Source organism: Microbacterium sp. UFMG61, from assembly GCF_015354505.1.
Lineage (GTDB): Bacteria > Actinomycetota > Actinomycetes > Actinomycetales > Microbacteriaceae > Microbacterium.
In genome coordinates this window covers 193,950-212,520 of the sequence record NZ_JACAFP010000011.1, presented here as the reverse complement: position 1 = coordinate 212,520, position 18,571 = coordinate 193,950, and the positions used below count along the sequence as shown (strand labels likewise).

General features: G+C 68.9%; 14 protein-coding genes and 2 rRNA genes. 11 read left to right on the top strand and 5 right to left on the bottom strand.

Features of this window, described 5'->3' with window-relative positions:
- Window positions 1-410 (top strand): 23S ribosomal RNA (locus tag IXW21_RS14940); the annotation flags it as partial.
- Window positions 411-515: 105 nt separating this feature from the next.
- Window positions 516-632: ribosomal RNA gene (gene rrf / locus IXW21_RS14935) — 5S ribosomal RNA — on the top strand.
- Between the two features lie 163 nt (window positions 633-795).
- Here the strand turns inward: rrf and galE are convergent.
- The 3 genes from galE to galT all read right to left on the bottom strand — a co-directional run bounded on the left by galE (window position 796) and on the right by galT (window position 4,340).
- Window positions 796-1,773, bottom strand: a complete 978-nt coding sequence (gene galE / locus IXW21_RS14930; RefSeq protein WP_194765035.1) for a UDP-glucose 4-epimerase GalE — start codon at window positions 1,771-1,773, stop codon at window positions 796-798.
- A 186-nt stretch (window positions 1,774-1,959) separates the two neighbouring features.
- Entirely contained in the window at window positions 1,960-3,144 is a 1,185-nt protein-coding gene (gene galK, locus IXW21_RS14925; RefSeq protein WP_194765034.1) for a galactokinase, read from the bottom strand.
- Window positions 3,141-4,340, bottom strand: a complete 1,200-nt coding sequence (gene galT / locus IXW21_RS14920; protein WP_194765033.1) for a galactose-1-phosphate uridylyltransferase — start codon at window positions 4,338-4,340, stop codon at window positions 3,141-3,143. The genes galK and galT overlap by 4 nt, the downstream gene beginning before the upstream one ends.
- A 166-nt stretch (window positions 4,341-4,506) precedes the next feature.
- Between galT and IXW21_RS14915 the strand changes: the two genes are divergently transcribed.
- The gene (locus IXW21_RS14915) at window positions 4,507-5,457 is read left to right on the top strand and encodes a LacI family DNA-binding transcriptional regulator (protein ID WP_194765054.1); all 951 of its coding nucleotides are present in this window, start codon (window positions 4,507-4,509) and stop codon (window positions 5,455-5,457) included.
- A gap of 186 nt (window positions 5,458-5,643) precedes the next feature.
- On the opposite strand, the gene IXW21_RS14910 is transcribed toward IXW21_RS14915, so the two are convergent.
- Both IXW21_RS14910 and IXW21_RS14905 read right to left on the bottom strand, forming a co-directional pair.
- Window positions 5,644-6,732, bottom strand: coding sequence for a substrate-binding domain-containing protein (locus tag IXW21_RS14910; RefSeq protein ID WP_194765032.1), 1,089 nt, complete (start codon window positions 6,730-6,732; stop codon window positions 5,644-5,646).
- Entirely contained in the window at window positions 6,729-8,531 is a 1,803-nt protein-coding gene (locus IXW21_RS14905; RefSeq protein ID WP_323742270.1) for a heparinase II/III domain-containing protein, read from the bottom strand. The genes IXW21_RS14910 and IXW21_RS14905 overlap by 4 nt, the downstream gene beginning before the upstream one ends.
- A gap of 145 nt (window positions 8,532-8,676) precedes the next feature.
- Here IXW21_RS14905 and IXW21_RS14900 point away from each other — a divergent pair, with 145 nt between their 5' ends.
- The 8 genes from IXW21_RS14900 to IXW21_RS14865 all read left to right on the top strand — a co-directional run bounded on the left by IXW21_RS14900 (window position 8,677) and on the right by IXW21_RS14865 (window position 18,571).
- Complete coding sequence (locus IXW21_RS14900; RefSeq protein WP_323742269.1) at window positions 8,677-10,626, top strand: DUF2264 domain-containing protein; 1,950 nt, start codon at window positions 8,677-8,679, stop codon at window positions 10,624-10,626.
- Window positions 10,627-10,693: 67 nt separating this feature from the next.
- A complete protein-coding gene (locus tag IXW21_RS14895; RefSeq protein WP_194765030.1) occupies window positions 10,694-11,974 on the top strand; it encodes an ABC transporter substrate-binding protein in 1,281 nt (426 codons plus the stop codon).
- Window positions 11,975-12,043: 69 nt separating this feature from the next.
- On the top strand, window positions 12,044-12,982 hold the full coding sequence (locus tag IXW21_RS14890) for a carbohydrate ABC transporter permease (protein ID WP_194765029.1): 939 nt from the start codon (window positions 12,044-12,046) through the stop codon (window positions 12,980-12,982).
- Complete coding sequence (locus IXW21_RS14885) at window positions 12,982-13,884, top strand: carbohydrate ABC transporter permease (protein WP_194765028.1); 903 nt, start codon at window positions 12,982-12,984, stop codon at window positions 13,882-13,884. Before IXW21_RS14890 ends, IXW21_RS14885 begins: the two co-directional genes overlap by 1 nt.
- 3 nt (window positions 13,885-13,887) lie before the next feature.
- Complete coding sequence (locus IXW21_RS14880; RefSeq protein WP_194765027.1) at window positions 13,888-14,574, top strand: DUF624 domain-containing protein; 687 nt, start codon at window positions 13,888-13,890, stop codon at window positions 14,572-14,574.
- Window positions 14,571-15,545 carry a hydroxyacid dehydrogenase gene (locus IXW21_RS14875; protein ID WP_323742268.1) on the top strand — a complete coding sequence of 325 codons (975 nt, stop codon included), beginning with the start codon at window positions 14,571-14,573 and terminating at the stop codon, window positions 15,543-15,545. Before IXW21_RS14880 ends, IXW21_RS14875 begins: the two co-directional genes overlap by 4 nt.
- Window positions 15,542-17,254, top strand: a complete 1,713-nt coding sequence (locus IXW21_RS18585; protein WP_194765026.1) for an acyltransferase — start codon at window positions 15,542-15,544, stop codon at window positions 17,252-17,254. The genes IXW21_RS14875 and IXW21_RS18585 overlap by 4 nt, the downstream gene beginning before the upstream one ends.
- A 153-nt stretch (window positions 17,255-17,407) precedes the next feature.
- Complete coding sequence (locus IXW21_RS14865) at window positions 17,408-18,571, top strand: Gfo/Idh/MocA family protein (RefSeq protein WP_194765025.1); 1,164 nt, start codon at window positions 17,408-17,410, stop codon at window positions 18,569-18,571.

Here is an 18,571-nt window from a genome sequence, read left to right as displayed (position 1 = left end):
GGTTTGGCACCTCGATGTCGGCTCGTCGCATCCTGGGGCTGGAGTAGGTCNCAAGGGTTGGGCTGTTCGCCCATTAAAGCGGTACGCGAGCTGGGTTTAGAACGTCGTGAGACAGTTCGGTCCCTATCCGCTGCGCGCGTAGGAAATTTGAGAGGATCTGACCCTAGTACGAGAGGACCGGGTTGGACGAACCTCTGGTGTGTCAGTTGTTCCGCCAGGAGCACCGCTGATTAGCTACGTTCGGGATGGATAACCGCTGAAAGCATCTAAGCGGGAAGCCGGCCTCAAGATGAGATTTCCATACCTTCGGGTGAGAGGCTCCCAGCCAGACTACTGGGTTGATAGGCCAGATGTGGAAGTGCAGCAATGCATGCAGCTGACTGGTACTAATAAGCCGATGACTTGATAACACACCGTTTGTTGGTGCTACGCGTCCACTGAGTGGTTCTCGATGTACGGTCGAGAACCGCATGACAATGACTTTGTTATGTGTGTGATTGAAACATCAATAGTGTTTCGGCGGCCATAGCGTGAGGGAAACGCCCGGTTACATTCCGAACCCGGAAGCTAAGCCTCACAGCGCCGATGGTACTGCAGGGGGGACCCTGTGGGAGAGTAGGACACCGCCGGACTTCTTTTACACAGAAAAGCCACCCAATGCTGGGTGGCTTTTCTGCGTTAACGCGATCGCGACGTCATGTGACGTTCCACGCGAGCAACGACTGTGCGCGAGAGCGACGACGAAGGGCCCTTCCTCATTCGAGGAAGGGCCCTTCGTCGTTCTGTCAGCAGTCGCTACGAGGCGTTGCGCCGAGCTTCCCAGCCGGTGCGCACCATCTCATCCACCGAGTAGCGCATCTTCCAATCGAGGTCGCGAGCGGCGAGCTCGCCGGTCGCGACGATGCGGTCGGGATCACCCGGACGACGGGGGCCGATCTCGGGAGTGAAATCGATGCCGGTCACGCGAGCGACGGCATCCATGATCTGCTTCACGCTCAGGCCGTCGCCCGAGCCGAGGTTGTACGCAGGCTCGATGGGCTCGTTCGCGGCCAGACGCTGCGCTGCGGCGACGTGCGCAGCGGCGATGTCGCCGACGTGCACATAGTCGCGCACGTTGGTGCCGTCTTCGGTGTCGTAGTCGTCGCCGTTGATGCGCGGTGTCTTACCAGCCAGCAGCGCTTCGAACACGATCGGGAAGAGGTTGTGCGGGCTCACGTCGTAGACCGTCGGGTCGGCGGATCCGACCACGTTGAAGTAGCGCAGCGACGTGTGCCGCAGAGGGCTGTCGCTCTCGGCTGTCGCGACAGCCTGGTCGCGCAGCAGCCACTCCCCGATGAGCTTCGACTCGCCGTAGGGGCTCGCCGGCTTCTTCTCGGTGCTCTCGACGACGAGAGGTACGTCCGGCGTGCCGAAGACGGCGGCCGACGACGAGAAGACGATGTTCGAGACGCCCGCGGCCTGCATCGCCTCGAGGATCACGCGGGTGCCCTCGACGTTCTGTGCATAGGTGTGCAGTGGGCGCTGCACCGAGACGCCCGCGTACTTGTACCCGGCGACGTGGATGACGCCCTCGGCGTGGTGGTCGCGCAGTGCCTTCTCGACGAGCTCGCGATCGAGGATGCTCCCCTGCACGAACGGCACGCCCTCGGGTACGAACGACGCGACGCCACTCGAGAGGTCATCAAGGATGACGGGTGCGAGTCCGGCATCCGCCAGTGCGCGCACGACGTGCGATCCGATATAGCCGGCGCCGCCGGTGACGATCCAGGACATGGTGGTGCTCCTCAGGTGTTGGAGATCTCAGTATCTCAGGGGGCTCGGAGGGCGGCTGAACGAACGACGGACGCCGCCCCGATCTGCGGACACATCTCGTGGATGAGTACGCAGATCGGGGCGACGTCCGCAGATCGGGGCCGTGTGGTCGGGGACAGTGCGGCCATGACGTCGACGTGTCGATCGTCAGGCGTCGCGGTGCGCGCCCGCCGCAGGAGTGACGGTGAAGATCACCGGCTCGATGAATCCGGCGTCGGCGAAAGCGGCGGTGACGGCATCCGACACCCGCTGCACGGCGTCCTGCTCGATCAGCGCGATGGCTGCGCCGCCGAATCCGCCACCCGTCATGCGCGCACCCAGCGCGCCGGCGGCGAGGGCCGTCTCGACGGCGGTGTCGAGTTCCGGAACGGAGATCTCGAAGTCGTCGCGCATCGACGCATGCGAGGCCACGAGGAGGTCGCCGATCGCGCGGGCGCCCTGTTCGCGCAGCACGCGGACCATGTCGAGCACCCGCTGGTTCTCGGTGACGACATGGCGCACACGGCGGAAGGTCACGTCGTCCATGAGCTCTTCCGCGCGGGCGAGGTCGTCGACCGACACGTCGCGCAGACTCGGGACGCCCATGATGGCTGCCCCGCGCTCGCAGGCGGCACGACGTTCGCCGTACCCGCCGGTGGAGTGCGCGTGCTTCACCCGCGTGTCGATCACCAGGATCGCGAGTCCGGCTTCGGCGATCCCCACCGGCACCACCACGGCCTCGAGCGAACGGCAATCGAGGAAGATCGCCTCGTCGGGCTGCCCCAGCATCGAGGCCATCTGGTCCATGATGCCGGTCGGCGCGCCGACGGCCTCGTTCTCCGCCCGGCGGCCGATGCGTGCCAGAGCGGTGCGGTCGAGGCCGGCGTCCCAGAGATCGTTGAGAGCGGATGCCGTGGCGCCCTCGATCGCGGCCGACGATGACAGACCCGCGCCGACGGGCACGTCGGAGGCGATCGCGATGTCGAGTCCCGAGCCGGTCGTGCCCGCCTGGCGCAGGGCCCACGCGACACCCAGCGGGTACGCGGCCCACTCGGGAACGGCGGGCGTCTTCCCGGTCGGCGTGGGGAACAGCCGGTCGAGTTCGTCGATCGCGACCTCGACCGGCGCGTCCGTGAACGTCGAGGCGACACGGATGCGGGAGTCGTCACGGGTGCCGACAGCCGCGACCGTGCGGTGCGGGATAGCGAACGGCAGCACGAACCCCTCGTTGTAGTCGGTGTGCTCGCCGATGAGGTTGACACGCCCCGGGGCCGACCAGACGCCGGCGGGCGCGGCGCCCGTGAGTGCGGTGAACAGAGCCGTCGCGGCGTCGTGGGTGGTGGCGATGGTCATGCGGATGCCTCTTCTGCGGTGTTCGATTCTGCGACGTTCGATGCGGCGGCGTCAGCCGTGGCGATGGCCTCGCGGATGCGGGCGGCGCCCTGTTCGGGGGTGACCTCTGCGGCCCAGGCCCACATGGCGGCCTCGGAACCGGCGAGGAACTTGAGCTTGTCGGCTGCACGCCGCGGACTCGTCAGCTGCAGATGCAGGCGCACGCTGTCGCGGCCGACGTTGACCGGAGCCTGATGCCAGGCGGCGATGTACGGGGTCGGGGTGTCGTAGAGCGCGTCGACGCCGCGGAGCAGGCGCAGGTAGAGAGGAGCGAGCTCATCGCGCTCGGCATCCGTCGTCTCGGCGAAGTCCGGAACGTGGCGGTGCGGCATCAGGTGCACCTCGAGCGGCCAGCGGGCAGCGAAGGGAACGAACGCGGTCCAGTGCTCGCCGCGGAACACGACGCGCTCGGAGTCCTGTTCGAAGTCGAGGATGCGCTGGAACAGATCGGGGGCGGTGCGGTCGATCGAGTCGAGCACGCGCGTCGTGCGAGGCGTCACGTAGGGATAGGCGTAGATCTGACCGTGCGGATGCGGCAGCGTGACGCCGATCGCCTCACCGCGGTTCTCGAACGGGAAGATCTGCTCGATGCCGGGGAGCTTCGACAGGGCGGCGGTGCGGTCGGCCCACGCTTCGATCACGGTGCGTGCACGCGTGACCGACTGCGTTCCGAACGAGCCGGTGTGCTCGGGGCTGAAGCAGACGACCTCGCATCGACCGACGGAGGTGCGGGTGCGTCCGAGACCGAGCGCTGCGAGGTCGTCGAGTCCGCGCGGGGCGTTGCTCGCCGCGGGGGCGATGCCGACGGCCTCGGCGAGTGCCGGGCCGAAAGCAGGGGAGCGGTTCTCGAACACCGCGACGTCGTAGCGCGACGGCACCTCCGACGGGTTGGTCGGCGACTGCGGCGCGAGCGGGTCGGCGTCGGCGCTCGGCATCATCACGCGGTTCTGCCGGTTGGCGGCGACCGTGATCCAGTCTCCGGTCAGCACGTCGAGTCGCATGGACGCAGTCTCACCCCGGGGATCGAGGGTGCGCGCGTCGACGCCCCGTTCGTCTCCGAGGGTCGTGCCGGGGTCGTCGAAGTAGATCAGCTCGCGGCCGTCGGCGAGCGTCGTCGCCCGCTTGACCACTCCGGCAGACAGGGTCTCGGTTCGCATCTCAGCAGAATCATGCGTGTTCACGTAAACATGGTACGCACACCGCCGTGGTAACGTCAACATTGCTGAGTTGTGAACGGTCGAAGGAGCTGCGCCGATGGACGACGACCTCCTGCGCGGAGCGGAATCTCCGCGCCGACGCCGCCCCTCGTCCGGACGGGTCTCGATGGCGATGGTCGCCTCGCGCGCCGGGGTCTCGGGGCAGACCGTGTCGCGCGTCGTCAATGACAGTCCTCGGGTCGACCCCGCCACACGGGAACGCGTCGAGCAGGCAATGGCCGAACTCGGCTACCGCCCCCATCGCGCCGCCCGCGCGCTGCGGACCGGCCGCTCGCAGACGATCGGTCTCGTCGTCACCACCCTGGCCACGGTCGGCAACTCGCGGATGCTGCAGGCCACGGCCGAGGCGGCGGCCGAGCGCGGCTACGCGCTCACCCTCGTGACGGCCGGCGACAGCGTCGCCGATGCGTTCGAGCGTCTCGCCGAGCAGGAGGTCGACGGCGCGATCGTGTTGAACGAAGCCTCGGCTCTCGTGCCGGCCGCCGAGCGCCCCGCAGGGCTGCGCCTCGTCGTCGTCGATGCTCCGCGGACATCCGGTCTCGCCGTGGTGCACAGCGACCATGCCGGCGGCGCGGCCGCGGCGACATCGCACCTGCTGAGCCTCGGACACGACACCGTGCATCATCTCGCGGGTCCGGTCGACTCGTTCGCCGCATCCGAACGCGAGCGAGGATGGCGCGAGACCCTCGTCGCCGCGGGCATCGAGCCGCCGACGCTCGTGCGCGGAGACTGGACCGCCGAGGCGGGTTTCGGCGCAGGCGACGCGCTCGCCGGGGCATCCGCCGTCTTCTGCGCCAACGACCAGATGGCGTTGGGCCTGCTGCGTGCTCTGGCCGAAGCCGGTCGGGCCGTGCCTGGGGATGTCAGTGTGGTCGGCTTCGACGACGTGCCGGATGCCGCGAACTACCGTCCGCCGCTGACGACGATCCGCCAGGACTTCGCCGCTCTCGCGCACCGCGCCGTCGACCTGCTCGTCGCCGAGATCGAGGGGACGCAGGAGGGCGAGGCATCTGCCGTCGTGCCGACCCTTCTCGTCGAGCGCGCCAGCACGCGCTGACGTGGTCGACTCTCTGCGGCCGCCGTGCCCGCTGCGGGTCGATTCGACACCGGACTCGCGGTGCGGGGTCAATTCGACACCGGAAACGGCTGATTCGGATGCTCTTTTGGCCCCGTCTGAGTCGCGGGATGCGGAACTGACCCCGCCCGGCGCGTGGAGGCGCCAGCGCGCCAGCGCGCGCTGGCGTCAGGCGGGTGGAGCCGACGACTCCCTCGCGTGCATCGTCGGACTCAGCGACACCCGATGCACCGGACGCGTGGGGTCGGCGATGCGCTTGGCGAGCAGATCGATCGCGGCGGCGCCGACGGCGGCACGCGGCGGGCTGACCGCGCTGAGTGCGGGGGTGAACAGCTGAGCCACCTCGTCGTCGTAGGCGACGACCGAGAGGTCTTCGGGCACCGAGAGTCCGCGGTTCAGGGCGATGTCGATGAACGCCATGGCCTCGGGGTCGGAGTGGATGAGCAACCCCGTCACCCCGGCGTCGAGCGCCTTGTCGATGGCCGCGTTGACGGCGGTCGCGAAGCCCGGACCGTTGCGGTCGGGGAAGAGGCTCTCGAAGTGGTCGGCCGGAGTCAATCCGAGCTCGTCGCAGGCCGTCGCCCATCCGGTGAGGATCTTGCGCCCGGTCGGCGACTCCCGCGACAGGATCAGGCCGATGCGGCGATGGCCGAGACTCGCGAGGTGGCGAGCGGCGAGCACCGCACCGAGTGCGTGATCGGTCGTGACATTCTCGACGGGCGCGCGATCGGGCAGCATTACGGCGTCGCGCTCGACGAACACCGAGGGGATGCCGGAGGCGTCGAGCCACTGCACCACGTCCTGCGCGTGGGTCACGTCGGGGTTGGGTGCGACGATGAGGCCGCGGATGTCGTCGGCCGCGATGAGGCGTTCGAGCACGGGGCGCTCGTCCTGCAGCTCGTACGAGGCACCGCGCAGCACCAGACGAAGCCCGCGCTTGCGCGCCTCGGCCTCCATGCCCCGCACGACACCGGGCCAGTAGTAGGCGAGCGACGGCACCAGCACGCCGATCGCGCCACCGGTCTGGGCGGGCGCCGGCTCATCCGCGCGCGCAGCCTCGGCCGGCACCGCGCCACCGTGCACGCGCTCGAGACGCCCCTCCTCCTCGAGCTGCTGCAGGTCGCGTCGCAGAGTCACCGGGGCGACGCCGAGCTCTTCGGTCAGGCGCGAAACCCGCACGATGCCGTCGCGTTCGAGGGCCGCGATGATGTGCGCGTGACGCGCGGGCGCCAGCGGAGCGTGCTGCTGATCGGTCATCGGTCGTCCTCGCTGTCACCCGTTCCCGGGATGGCGTCGTCTCTTTCTACCGTGATCCACGCGCGATCGCGCGCGCTCACGTCCAGTTCGATGCGGGTGAGTCGCTCGCCCCACACGTCGCTCAGCATCGGGTCGTCGAGCTGGCGCACCGTCTGGGCGGAGCGGATGCCGGCGGGCCAGCGGATCACGACGGGCGCCGCCCCGTCGAGCGGCACGACGCGCACACCGTCATCGAGGGCTGACACGGCGCCCGCCACGACGATGTTGAGGGTGGTCGGCCCACCGAACCGGGGCGCGGCCCACTCGTCCGAGACGCGGACGACGCGCGCGCCGCGGTCGAGCGCCGCCGTGCGCTGCCAGGTCGGTCCGGCGACGTCGTAGGCGCCGGCGAGGTCGAGAGTCAGCGACGACGCCGCATCCGTCATCGAGACCTCGACTTCGGATGCGGCGAACTCCCGCCCCGGAGACTGATCGACGCCCGCGATCGTGGGGGTGTTGTGCCACGAGCTCTGCATGGTCCAGATCGAATAGCGATCGGGCCCGAACGTGGCTTTCGTATAGGTCGGACGCCCCGCATCGACGATCACCGGAACTCCGTCGGAGGTGACGATGAACGAGCCGACGTCGTTGTGGTTGTGGTGCTCGGCGTTGTGCCCGCCCTTGATCACGAGGCCGAGCCCTGCGGCGGTCCCCGCCTGTTCGCGTGCGAGCAGCACCTGCGTCGACGGCAGCCACACGTCGCGCGGAAGGGGAGAGTCGGCGGGGGCGGCAGCGAGCCAGTCGGCATCCGTCAGCCCACGGATCAGGCGTCCGAGACCGGCGAACTCCGACGGTGCGGCGTCGCGGTGCGAGGCGGCGTGGGCCGCGGCATCCGCATCGCCGATCCGTCGGGCGGCGCGGTGCAGGGCGTGCCACGGGAGATCTGCCGGCGGGCGAGCCTGCCCGTCGGCAAGGTTCGCGTACCAGTCGCCGCCGAGGTGGCAACGGTGCGGAAATGCGACGGTCTCGCGCAGTCCAGCGAGGTCGGGTCGTGATCTGTTCGTCGCGTACTCGAGCAGGTCGAGCGCCTCGAGTGCGCGGCAGGCCCCGTTCCACCAGTACGAGTAGCCCTCGTCGATCGCGCCGTCGTCGGGCAGCGAGATGAGGTAGCGGTCGAGTCCTTCGACGACCAGGTCGATGATGCGGTCGGGGCCGTCGTGCAGCTGCACGGCGGCGGTGAGGACCGAGGAGTGGATCCACGGATTCCAGTTGTGCACGTCGCCGTCGAGGCCCAGCCAGTGCCAGTCGCGGCGCTCGACGAAGGGGCGGAAGACGCGCACCTGCGCCTCATGTCGGATTCGGGAGCGGATGCCGGGGGCGCGGGCATCGAGCTGGGGCCCGAGCACGTGATCGATCCAGGCGAGCTGCGCGACGACCTCTCCGGCGCCCAGGTCGACGAAGGGGTCGGTGACGGTCGCGAGCACGCTGCCGTGCCGGTCGAACGTGTCATCATGGGCCGGCCAGCACCACGAGCTCTGCTCGCACAGCAGCTGCACCCCGTCGACGACCTCGTCGATCCACATCTCGTCCAGCGTCACGGCCGCGGCGATCACGGCCCTGCTGAGTCTGTGCTGTCGCGCGAAGGCCTGGTCTTCCCAGGCGACCCGGTCGCCGTCGCGGTGCACGCGAGCGGCCTGACTGGCGAGGGGCTGCGGCCAGGGCGTGCCGAGATCCGCCTCGGCGCGGGCGCGCAGGTCGGTCGCATCGACGTCGGCCCAGGCGGCGCGATCGTCGGCGGTCGGCGCGGGAAGCGTATTCACGAACTCAGCATAACTGATCGAAAATGATCGATCTAGCTTTATTTAAGTCTTGTCTTGATCGAAATGCGGTGATAATCTCCCAACGATCGCAAAGAGACGTGAGTCGATGCGGTCCATCTCGAAGCAGTCTTCAAAGGAGAACCCTGTGACGTACGAGCGCACCGTGGCACCGACGGCGCAGAGCCCCCGCGAGGGCCAGGCGTCCACGACGGCCGAATGGTCGCGCGACGATCTGCTCGCGTACGCCGACGGACTGCTCGCGGCGGTCCGCCCATGGGCCTCCGGGAACGGCGCTCGCATCACGCTTCCCGGGGCATCCGGTGGCTACGGCGTCGCCGTCGACGGCCTCGAGGGCTTCGTGCGGACCTTCCTGCTCGCGGGCTTCCGCATCGCGGGTGCGCGCGGCGAGGGGGTCGACGATCTCGTCGCCTTCTACTCGCGCGGCATCGTCGCCGGGGTCGACCCCGAGAGCCCCGACCGGTGGGTGCGACTCGACGAGCACGCGCAGGCGAAGGTCGAGGCGGCATCCATCGCGCTGATCCTCGACATGACCCGCCCCTGGATCTGGGATCGCCTCGACCAGACCACCCAGCACCGCATGATCGATTACCTCGCCCCCGTGGTGGGCGACGACAGCTACCCGAAGAACAACTGGCTGTGGTTCCGCGTGGTCGTGCAGACGTTCCTGCGCTCGGTGGGCGGCCCCTGGTCGCAGGCCGACATCGAGCAGGACCTCGCGCAGCACGACTCGTTCCTGCGCGAGGGCGGCTGGATCTCCGACGGCGACGACCGCGCGTACGACCACTACGTCGGCTGGGCTCTGCACCTCTACCCGGCGCTGTGGTCGCGGATGCAGGGTGCCGGCGAGCTCGCGGGCGGCCGCACCGAAGGCGATCTCGCCCGCCTCGACACCTTCCTGCAGGACGCGATCGCGCTCGTCGGCGCCGACGGCTCGCCGCTGATCCAGGGCCGCAGCCTCGTCTACCGCTTCGCCGCGGCGGCGCCTTACTGGGCGGGCGCGATCGCCGAGGTGCCGTCCGTCCCGCTCGGGCAGTTGCGCCGCGCGGCATCCGACATCGTCCGCCACTTCGCCGACAACGGCGCCCCCAACGGTCAGGGGCTCCTCGACCTCGGGTGGCACGGCGAGTGGCGTCGGCTCGCGCAGAACTACTCGGGCACGGGATCCCCCTACTGGGCGTCGAAAGGGCTGCTCGGCGTTGCGCTCCCGGCCGACCACCCGGTGTGGTCGGCGCCCACGGAGCCACTGCCCGTCGAGACCGCCGACGTGCTCCGCGTCGTCCAGGCCCCGGCGTGGATCATCTCCGCCACCGCCGACGACGGCATCGTCCGGGTGATCAACCACGGAGCCGACCACGCCCGACCCGGCGACCTCGTCGGCGACTCCCCGCTCTACGCCCGCCTCGGCTACTCGACCGCAGCGAGCCCGCTGCTCAACGGCGACGCCTGGGCCGAGCCCCTCGAGCAGTCGGTCGCACTGCTGCACGCCGACGGCCGGGCGACGCATCGCGCCGGCATGCGCGTGCAGGGCATCCGTCTCGACGGGGAGGCCGCGCTCGCCGGGTCCGAGGCGACCGCCCATTGGATCGCCCCCGCTGCCACCCAGACCCGGCATGGCTCCGGCATCACCGGCGAGGTCGAGATCGCGGGCGCCGTCACCACGTGGTCGATCGTCCGCGGCGCCTGGGAGGTGCGTGTCGTGCGCATCGACCGGATCGAGGCGGATGCCGCCCCCACCGCCGTGCGCATCGGCGGCTGGGCGCTCGCCGCGGATGCCGTCGACGACTCCGTCGCGGAGACGGCCGCCTCCGCGAGCGCCCGCGGTCGCCACAGCAGCCTCATCGCCCTGACGCCCGGGGGAGTGCCCTCGATCGAGACCCGACGAGACGCGAGCCCGCTCGGCGCCACGGCATCCGTCCCCGTCATCACCTACCCCGTCTCGACGGGGGAGTGGATCGCGACCGCGGTGTACCTGTCCGACCGCGCCGCGGCATCCGCTCCCTCCGCCCGCATCGACGGCGACGACGTCGCCGTCGTCTGGCCCGATTTCACCACCACCGAACACCGGCTCGCCTGAGCCGTCATCCCGACCCGTTCTCCCGCCCCGTCCGGGGCACCCGCCATTGCAAAGGAGCAGTATCCCCATGAACCGCAAGATCCTCGCCGCCGGCAGCATCGCCGCCGTCGCGGCCCTCGCCCTCGCAGGCTGCTCCGGCAGCAGCGACGCCGGAGAGAGCACCGACCCCGACGCCCCCGTCACGCTCACGCTCTCGGGCTGGAGCATCGACACGACCCCCGAGTTCCAGACGCTCGCCGACGCCTTCACCGCAGATCACCCGAACGTGAAGATCGAGCTCAAGGAGTACGACGCGGCCGAGTACAACACACTCGTCACCGCCGACCTCGCCGCAGGATCCGGACCCGACATCATCACGCAGAAGGAGGTCAAGTACGTCACGACCTTCCAGGAGGGCGGCCAGCTGCTCGACGTCTCTGACGTGGCGCTGCCGGAGGGCATCAGCGGGGCCGACTCCTACGAGGTCGACGGCGCCGCGTATGCCGTGCCCTACCGCCAGGACTCGTGGGTTCTCTTCTACAACAAGGCACTGTTCGACGCGGCAGGTGTCGAGCAGCCCGACGGCTCGTGGACGTGGGAGGACTACGCGGATGCCGCGGCGGCGCTCACCACCGACGGGTCGAAGGGCACCTACCTGCACCGCTGGCAGTCGACCGTGCAGGGCTTCGCGAACGCGCAGACCGGCACCAGCGTGCTCGACGGCGACTTCAGCAACATGAAGGACTACTACGACAGCACGCTGGCCCTGCAGGATGCCGGTGACCAGGTCGACTTCAACACCTCGACCGCCAACCAGCTCACCTACCAGGGCGAGTTCGGCACCCAGAAGGCCGCGATGATGCTGATGGGCACGTGGTACACCGCGACCCTCATCGCCCAGCAGGCCTCGGGCGAGGCGAACGACTTCGAGTGGGGCATCGCCCCCGCGCCTCAGCTCGATGAGAAGACCGCCGGCACCGACAACACCCCCGTGACGTTCGGCGACCCGACGGGCTTCGGCATCAACGCGAACATCGACTCCGCGAAGGTCGACGCCGCCAAGCAGTTCCTCGAGTTCGCCGCCTCCGAGGAGGGTGCGCAGGCGCTCGCCGAGATCGGGATCACTCCCGCGCTCACGAACGACGCCGTCGTCGAGTCCTACTTCGCGGTCGAGGGGGCGCCGACGGATGATCTGTCGACCTTCGCCTGGTCGACGCACGACGTCCTGCCCGAGAACCCCACCTCGAGCAAGACGGCGACGATCCAGGGCATCCTCGCCGACCTGCACACCGCCGTCATGTCGGGCTCGGTCTCCGTGGACGACGCCATCAAGACCGCCGAGGACCGCGTCAAGAACGAGGTCGGCTGATCCACTCGGGGGCCGGCCGCCGGTCGGCCCCCGACGTCGCCCTCGCGCAGCATCCAGGAGATGAGAGACATGACCACCACCGAGGCCCCGAGCCGCGACGCGGCCCCGCCGCAGCCGAAACCGCCCCGCAGGCGCTCGGCACTGCGACGCCGCAATGCCCTGATCGGCTGGAGCTTCATCCTGCCGAACTTCATCGGATTCGGGTTCCTGACCCTGCTTCCGGTGCTGATCCTCTTCTACATGGCATTCACGAACTGGAACGTCTTCGGCAAGGCCGACTGGGTGGGGTTCGCGAACTTCCAGCGCCTGATGGGCGACGGCAGCTTCCACATCGCGTTCTGGAACACCATCTACTACTCGGTGCTGCACATCCCGCTGACGATCATCGTCTCACTCGGGCTCGCCCTGCTGCTCAACAACAAACTCCGCGGCGTCGCGTTCTTCCGCACTGCCGCGTTCTTCCCGTACATCACCTCGATCGTCGCGATCGCCGTGGTGTGGAACCTGCTCTTCAGCCCCGACTACGGCCCGATCAACGAGGTGCTCCGGGCGATCGGAATCTCGGAGCCGCCCGGGTGGCTCACGTCGTCGGAGTGGGCGATGCCCGCCGTCGTGATCGTCAGCACCTGGCGCGACATGGGCTACTACATGATCCTCTTCCTCGCGGGCCTGCAGACGGTGCCGCGTGAACTGCACGAAGCCGCGCGCGTCGACGGCGCGAACGTATGGGAGCGCTTCGTCAACGTCACACTTCCGTCGCTGCGCCCCACCATGTTCTTCGTCACGGTGATGCTCACGATCAACTCCTTCAAGATCTTCGACCTGATCCTCGTCATGACCGACGGCGGCCCCGGCCAGTCGACCCTGGTGCTGTCGCAGTTCATCTACAAGAAGGGCTTCGAGGAGTCGCAGTTCGGCTACGCATCCGCCGCCGCTGTGGCGCTGTTCTTCCTCTGCATCCTCGTCACGATCGGCCAGTTCCTCTGGAACAAGAAGCGGAGCGCATGATGACCGACACACAGGTGCTCGTCACCGGGGGCACACTGCGCAAGCTCAACGCCCCCGTCTCGGCGGGGCGTACCCGCTCCCGGCTCACGATCGGCCGCACGCTCGGCTACATCGCGCTGCTCATCGCCGCGGTCGGCCTGCTCGCACCGTTCTTCTGGATGGTCATGAGCTCGCTGAAGAACGCCAACGAGGTGTTCTCGGTTCCCGTGGTCTGGGTGCCTGAGACCTTCGTCTGGCAGAACTACATCGACATCTGGACGAAGTCGAACATGCTCGTCTGGATCCGCAACACCCTGTTCCTGGCCGTCAGCGTGACCTTCCTGCAGGTGCTCACCGGCTCCTTCGCCGCCTACGGGTTCGCGCGCATGAAGTTCGCCGGCCGCGACATCCTGTTCCTGGTCTACATCGGCACCATCGCGGTGCCGTGGCAGTCGTACATGATCCCGCAGTTCATCCTGCTGTCGAATCTGAAGGTGTCGAACACTCTGTGGTCGATCATCCTGCTCCAGGCCTTCGGTGCCTTCGGCGTCTTCCTCATGAAGCAGTACTACGAGACCATCCCCGAGGAGCTCAGCGAGGCCGCTCGTCTCGACGGGCTCAGCGAGTACGCCATCTGGCGGCGCATCATGCTGCCGCTGTCGGTGCCCGCGATCGCGAGCCTCACGCTGCTCACGTTCGTGAACACCTGGAACGACTACCTCGGGCCGCTCATCTACCTGCGCAACCCCGACCTCTGGACGATCCAGCTCGGTCTCAAGAGCTTCGTCTCGAACCTCTTCGACACGAACTACGCGCTGCTGTTCGCCGGACTCACGATCTCGGTCGTGCCCATCGCGATCATCTTCCTGCTCGGGCAGAAGTACTTCGTCGAGGGCATCGCCACCAGCGGACTGAAGGGCTGACCGATGAAGCGCATCTCGCACGACGCCTGGGCCACGATCCTCGGGGTCGTCTACCTGGGCCTGATGGTCAACTTCCTCGTGCTCGTCACGGCATCGCCTCTCGTGATGCTGCTGATGACGACCGACCCCGCCCTGTCGTGGCCCCTGCTGGCGCTCGCGGCTCCGCTGGCCGCGCCCGCGCTGAGCGGTGCTTTCACGGCGTTCCGGGAGTTCGGGCGCGGCGAGCCCCAGGTCGTGCGCTCGTTCCTCCGCGGCTGGAAGGCGACGGCGCGCAAGGGCATGCTGATCGGGGCGGTCGCCTCGGCATCCGTCGTCGTGCTGCTCGTCGACGTGCGGGCGGTCAGTGCCTCGCCGGCATCCGTCATGATCGTGCCGGTCCTCGCTCTGCTCGTCGTGATCGCCGGGGCGACCGCCCTCGTGGCTCTTGTCGCTTTGGCCGAAGAACCGGGTGCGCGGATGCGCGACATCGTCAAGGCAGCGCTCTACCTGTGCGTGCGGCGCTGGTACCTCACGGCACTGTCGTTCGTCGTGCTCGGAGTGCAGGTCGGGCTCTTCACCACGATGCCCGCGATCGCGATCGGCCTGACGTGCGCTCCCGCTCTGTATGTGGCGTGGGCGAACAGCCGATACACCCTGCGCCCCGTGCTCGACATGGACACCGAGCTCGAGGCCGCGGAGGTGCGCGCGTGACGGTACGAACCGCGATGAGCCCCGAGGTCTTCGACCTGCTCTTCGACGACGCACGGCTGCGGCGTCTGCGCGCCCTGGCCCCCTCGACCCGGCTCGCGATCGACGAGGGGGATCTCTCCGACACCGAGATCCTCGTCACCTCGTGGGGCGCCCCGCGGCTCGACGCAGAGCTCCTCGATCGCATGCCACGGCTGCGCGCCGTGGTGCATGCGGCAGGCAGCGTGCAGCAGCTGGTCTCCGACGAGCTGTGGGAACGGGGCATCACCGTGACCTCGGCCGCCGACGCCAACGCGGTGCCCGTCGCGGAGTACACCTTCGCGACGATCATCCTCGCGTTCAAGCGCGCCTTCGTGCACATGCGGTCGCCGTCGACGGTGCTGGAGTGGCGCGACCTCGTGGGCTCGACCCGCTATGGCAGCGTCGGCCGCACGGTCGGCATCGTCGGCTTCTCGCGGATCGGACGCCGGGTGGTGCGGATGCTGGGCCAGCTCGACGGCATCCGGATCCTCGTCGCCGACCCGTTCGTCTCGGCGGGGGCCGTGGCGGATGCCGGTGCCGAGCTGCTGCCCCTCGACGACATGCTCGGCCAGGTCGACGTGCTGTCGCTGCACGCACCGGCTCTGCCCGAGACGAGGCACATGATCGGTGCGGCCGAGCTCGCGGCGCTCCACGACGGCGCCACCGTCATCAACACGGCGCGCGGATGGATCCTCGACCACGATGCGCTGCTCGCCGAATGCGCCTCGGGGCGACTGGACGCCGTGCTCGACGTCACCGAACCCGATCCGCTGCCGACCGAGTCGCCGCTGCGAACGCTGCCGAACGTCGCACTCACCCCGCATATCGCCGGCTCCATGGGCAACGAGGCCAGGCGTCTCGCCGATTCGGCCCTCGACGACGTCGAGGCGCTGCTGCGCGGCGGTGTGCCGTCGCAGGTGATCACCCGACTCGACATGGAGCTGAGCGCATGAGCACGCCCGTCGACCCGCACGAGTTCTCGCCCTGGGACTTCTGGCGCGATGCCGATGCGGCACAGCGCGAGGCGCAACTCGAGCGTCAGCGGGGTCTGATCGACGGGCACCCCGAGCGCTCGCTGGGCGAGCTCTGCTTCGTCTCGGAGCTCGCGTCGGTCGACCATGAGGCACTCCGGCTCGGCGACCGCACCTACATCGCCGCCGGGGCGTATCTGACTGGCGAACTCGTCGCGGGAGTCGACTGCAGCATCAACCCGTACGCGGTCATCCGGGGGAGGGTGACGCTCGGCGATGCCGTGCGCATCGGCGCGCACACGTCGATCCTCGGCTTCAACCACTCGATGGAGCCGGGCACGCCGGTGTTCCGGCAGCCGCTGACGACCAGGGGCATCGTGATCGGCGACGATGTGTGGATCGGCTCGCACGCCGTGATCCTCGACGGCGTCACGGTCGGCTCGCACTCGGTGAACGCCGCCGGGGCCGTGGTCACCAAGGACGTGCCCGCGGGCGGCATCGTCCCGGGCAACCCCGCGCGCTTCCTGCGCTGGCGGGTCGAGCCGGACGATGCGGCCGCTCCCGCTTCCCGATCCTCCATCTCCGGGCCAGGACCCGGCGCTCCCGGCCTGGCCGAGCGGGTCGCACAGTTCGGCGATCGTGCGCGGACGGAGGCATCCGCGGTGCTCGCGCGCTCGTGGAACGAGGAGACGGGTATGTTCGTCGACCGCCCCGGCGTCGCCCCCACCGTTCGGGCGCAGGCGGACGCGATCGAGATCGCCGATCTGCTGACCGGCTCCGCTCCGGTGCAGCTCGCGGTCGAGGACCAGATCCGTCGCCTGCACTCCTGGCAGGATCCGTCGACCGGCGCTGTCGCCCCGCTCGGGCCCGACGGGCGTCCGCAGCCGGGCCTGGACTACTCGCACGAAGACGTCGCGTATCACGTGCTCAGCACCGGATACGCCCTCGATCTGCTCGGCTCGCAGTTCCCTTCGGCGCTCGGCTGGGTGACCGAGGCGACGCCCGAGAGCGTCGTCGCGTTCTGCCGCGGGCTGCCCTGGGCGTCGGATGCGTGGAAGGCAGGGCACTTCATCGACGGCTTCGGCACAGCGCTGCTGTGGACGAAGACGGCCGGCCTCGCCGTTCCGGCGGGCGTGGAGGAGGCGCTGTTCGGCTGGATGTTGCTGAACGCCGACCCCCGCACCGGAATGTGGGGATCGCTCACGCCCGATCGCGGACTGCTGCCCGTGGTCAACGGCTTCTATCGGGCGTCGCGCGGAACCTTCGCGCAGTTCGGCGTGCCGCTGCCGCACCCCGAGAAGGTCGTCGACACGGTGCTCGACCATGTGCGCGACCCTCGGTGGTTCGCGACCGGCATGCGCGATGCGTGCAACGTGCTGGACATCGCGCATCCGCTGTGGCTCACGCGCGGCGCCGGGCATCGCTCGGATGAGGTGCGGAGTCTCGCGGGGCGCCTGCTGTCGGATGCCCTGCAGATGTGGGTGCCCGGCGAGGGCTTCGGGTTCCGGGAATCGTCGGAGCCGACTCGGGGTCTGACGGCGACCGCGCCGGGACTCCAGGGCACCGAGATGTGGCTCGCGATCATCTGGTATCTGGCCGACATCCTCGGGATCGCCGGCGAACTCGGCTACCGCCCGAGAGGCGTGCATCGTCCGGAGCCTGCCTCGGCCCTCGGCGACGCCAGACCCTGACCCCGAGCCCGACGCGCGGAGAGCGTTTTCCATCACGCTTGCGCCCGGCGCCTGTCCATGGCATGCTGTCGGAAAGCGCTTACCCGCTCGGAGTCACCCATACGAGTTTCCCCGCAGAAGACGCGGGATCTGAAAGAAGAGAACGGATCAGATATGTCACAGACGACAACCCGCGAGATCGGGATCATCATGAACGGCGTCTCGGGACGCATGGGCTACCGGCAGCACCTCGTGCGGTCGATCCTCGCGATCCGCGAAGAGGGCGGCATCGAGCTGCCCGACGGATCCCGCATCACGGTGAAGCCGCTGCTCGTCGGCCGCAATGAGGCCAAGCTCGCCGAGCTCGCCGCGAAGCACGGCATCGAGGACTACACGACCGATCTCGACGCGGCGCTGGCCGACCCGAAGTGGGAGATCTACGCCGACTTCCTCGTGACCAAGGCTCGCGCGTCGGCGCTGCGCAAGGCGATCGCCGCCGGCAAGGCCATCTACACCGAGAAGCCCACGGCCGAGTCTCTCGACGAGGCCCTCGAACTCGCGCGTCTCGCCGACGCGGCGGGCGTCAAGACCGGCGTCGTGCACGACAAGCTCTACCTGCCGGGTCTGCAGAAGCTCAAGCGCCTCATCGACTCGGGCTTCTTCGGCCGCATCCTCTCGGTGCGCGGCGAGTTCGGCTACTGGGTCTTCGAGGGCGACTGGCAGCCGGCGCAGCGCCCCAGCTGGAACTACCGCACCGAAGACGGCGGCGGCATCATCGTCGACATGTTCCCGCACTGGAACTACGTGCTCGAGAACCTGTTCGGCGAGGTCAAGAGCGTCTACGCGCAGGCCGCCGTGCACATCGCCGACCGCTGGGACGAGAACGGCGAGCACTACACCGCCACTGCCGAGGACGCGGCATACGGAATCTTCGAGATCGAGGGCGGCATCATCGCCGAGATCAACTCGAGCTGGACGGTGCGTGTGAACCGCGACGAGCTCGTCGAGTTCCAGGTCGACGGCACCCACGGATCGGCCGTCGTCGGACTCTTCGGCGCCAAGATCCAGCCGCGCAACGCGACGCCGAAGCCCGTGTGGAACCCCGACCTCGAAGACACGCACGACTACGACGCCGACTGGCAGAACGTGCCCACGAACGAGGTCTTCCTCAACGGCTTCCGTCAGCAGTGGGAGGAGTACCTGGTCTCATTCGTCGAGGGCACGAAGTACCCCTTCGACCTGCTCTCCGGCGCCCGCGGCGTGCAGTTCGCCGAGGCCGGACTGACCTCCAGCGCCGAAGGCCGCAAGGTCGCGCTCGAGCCGCTGACGCTGGGCTGA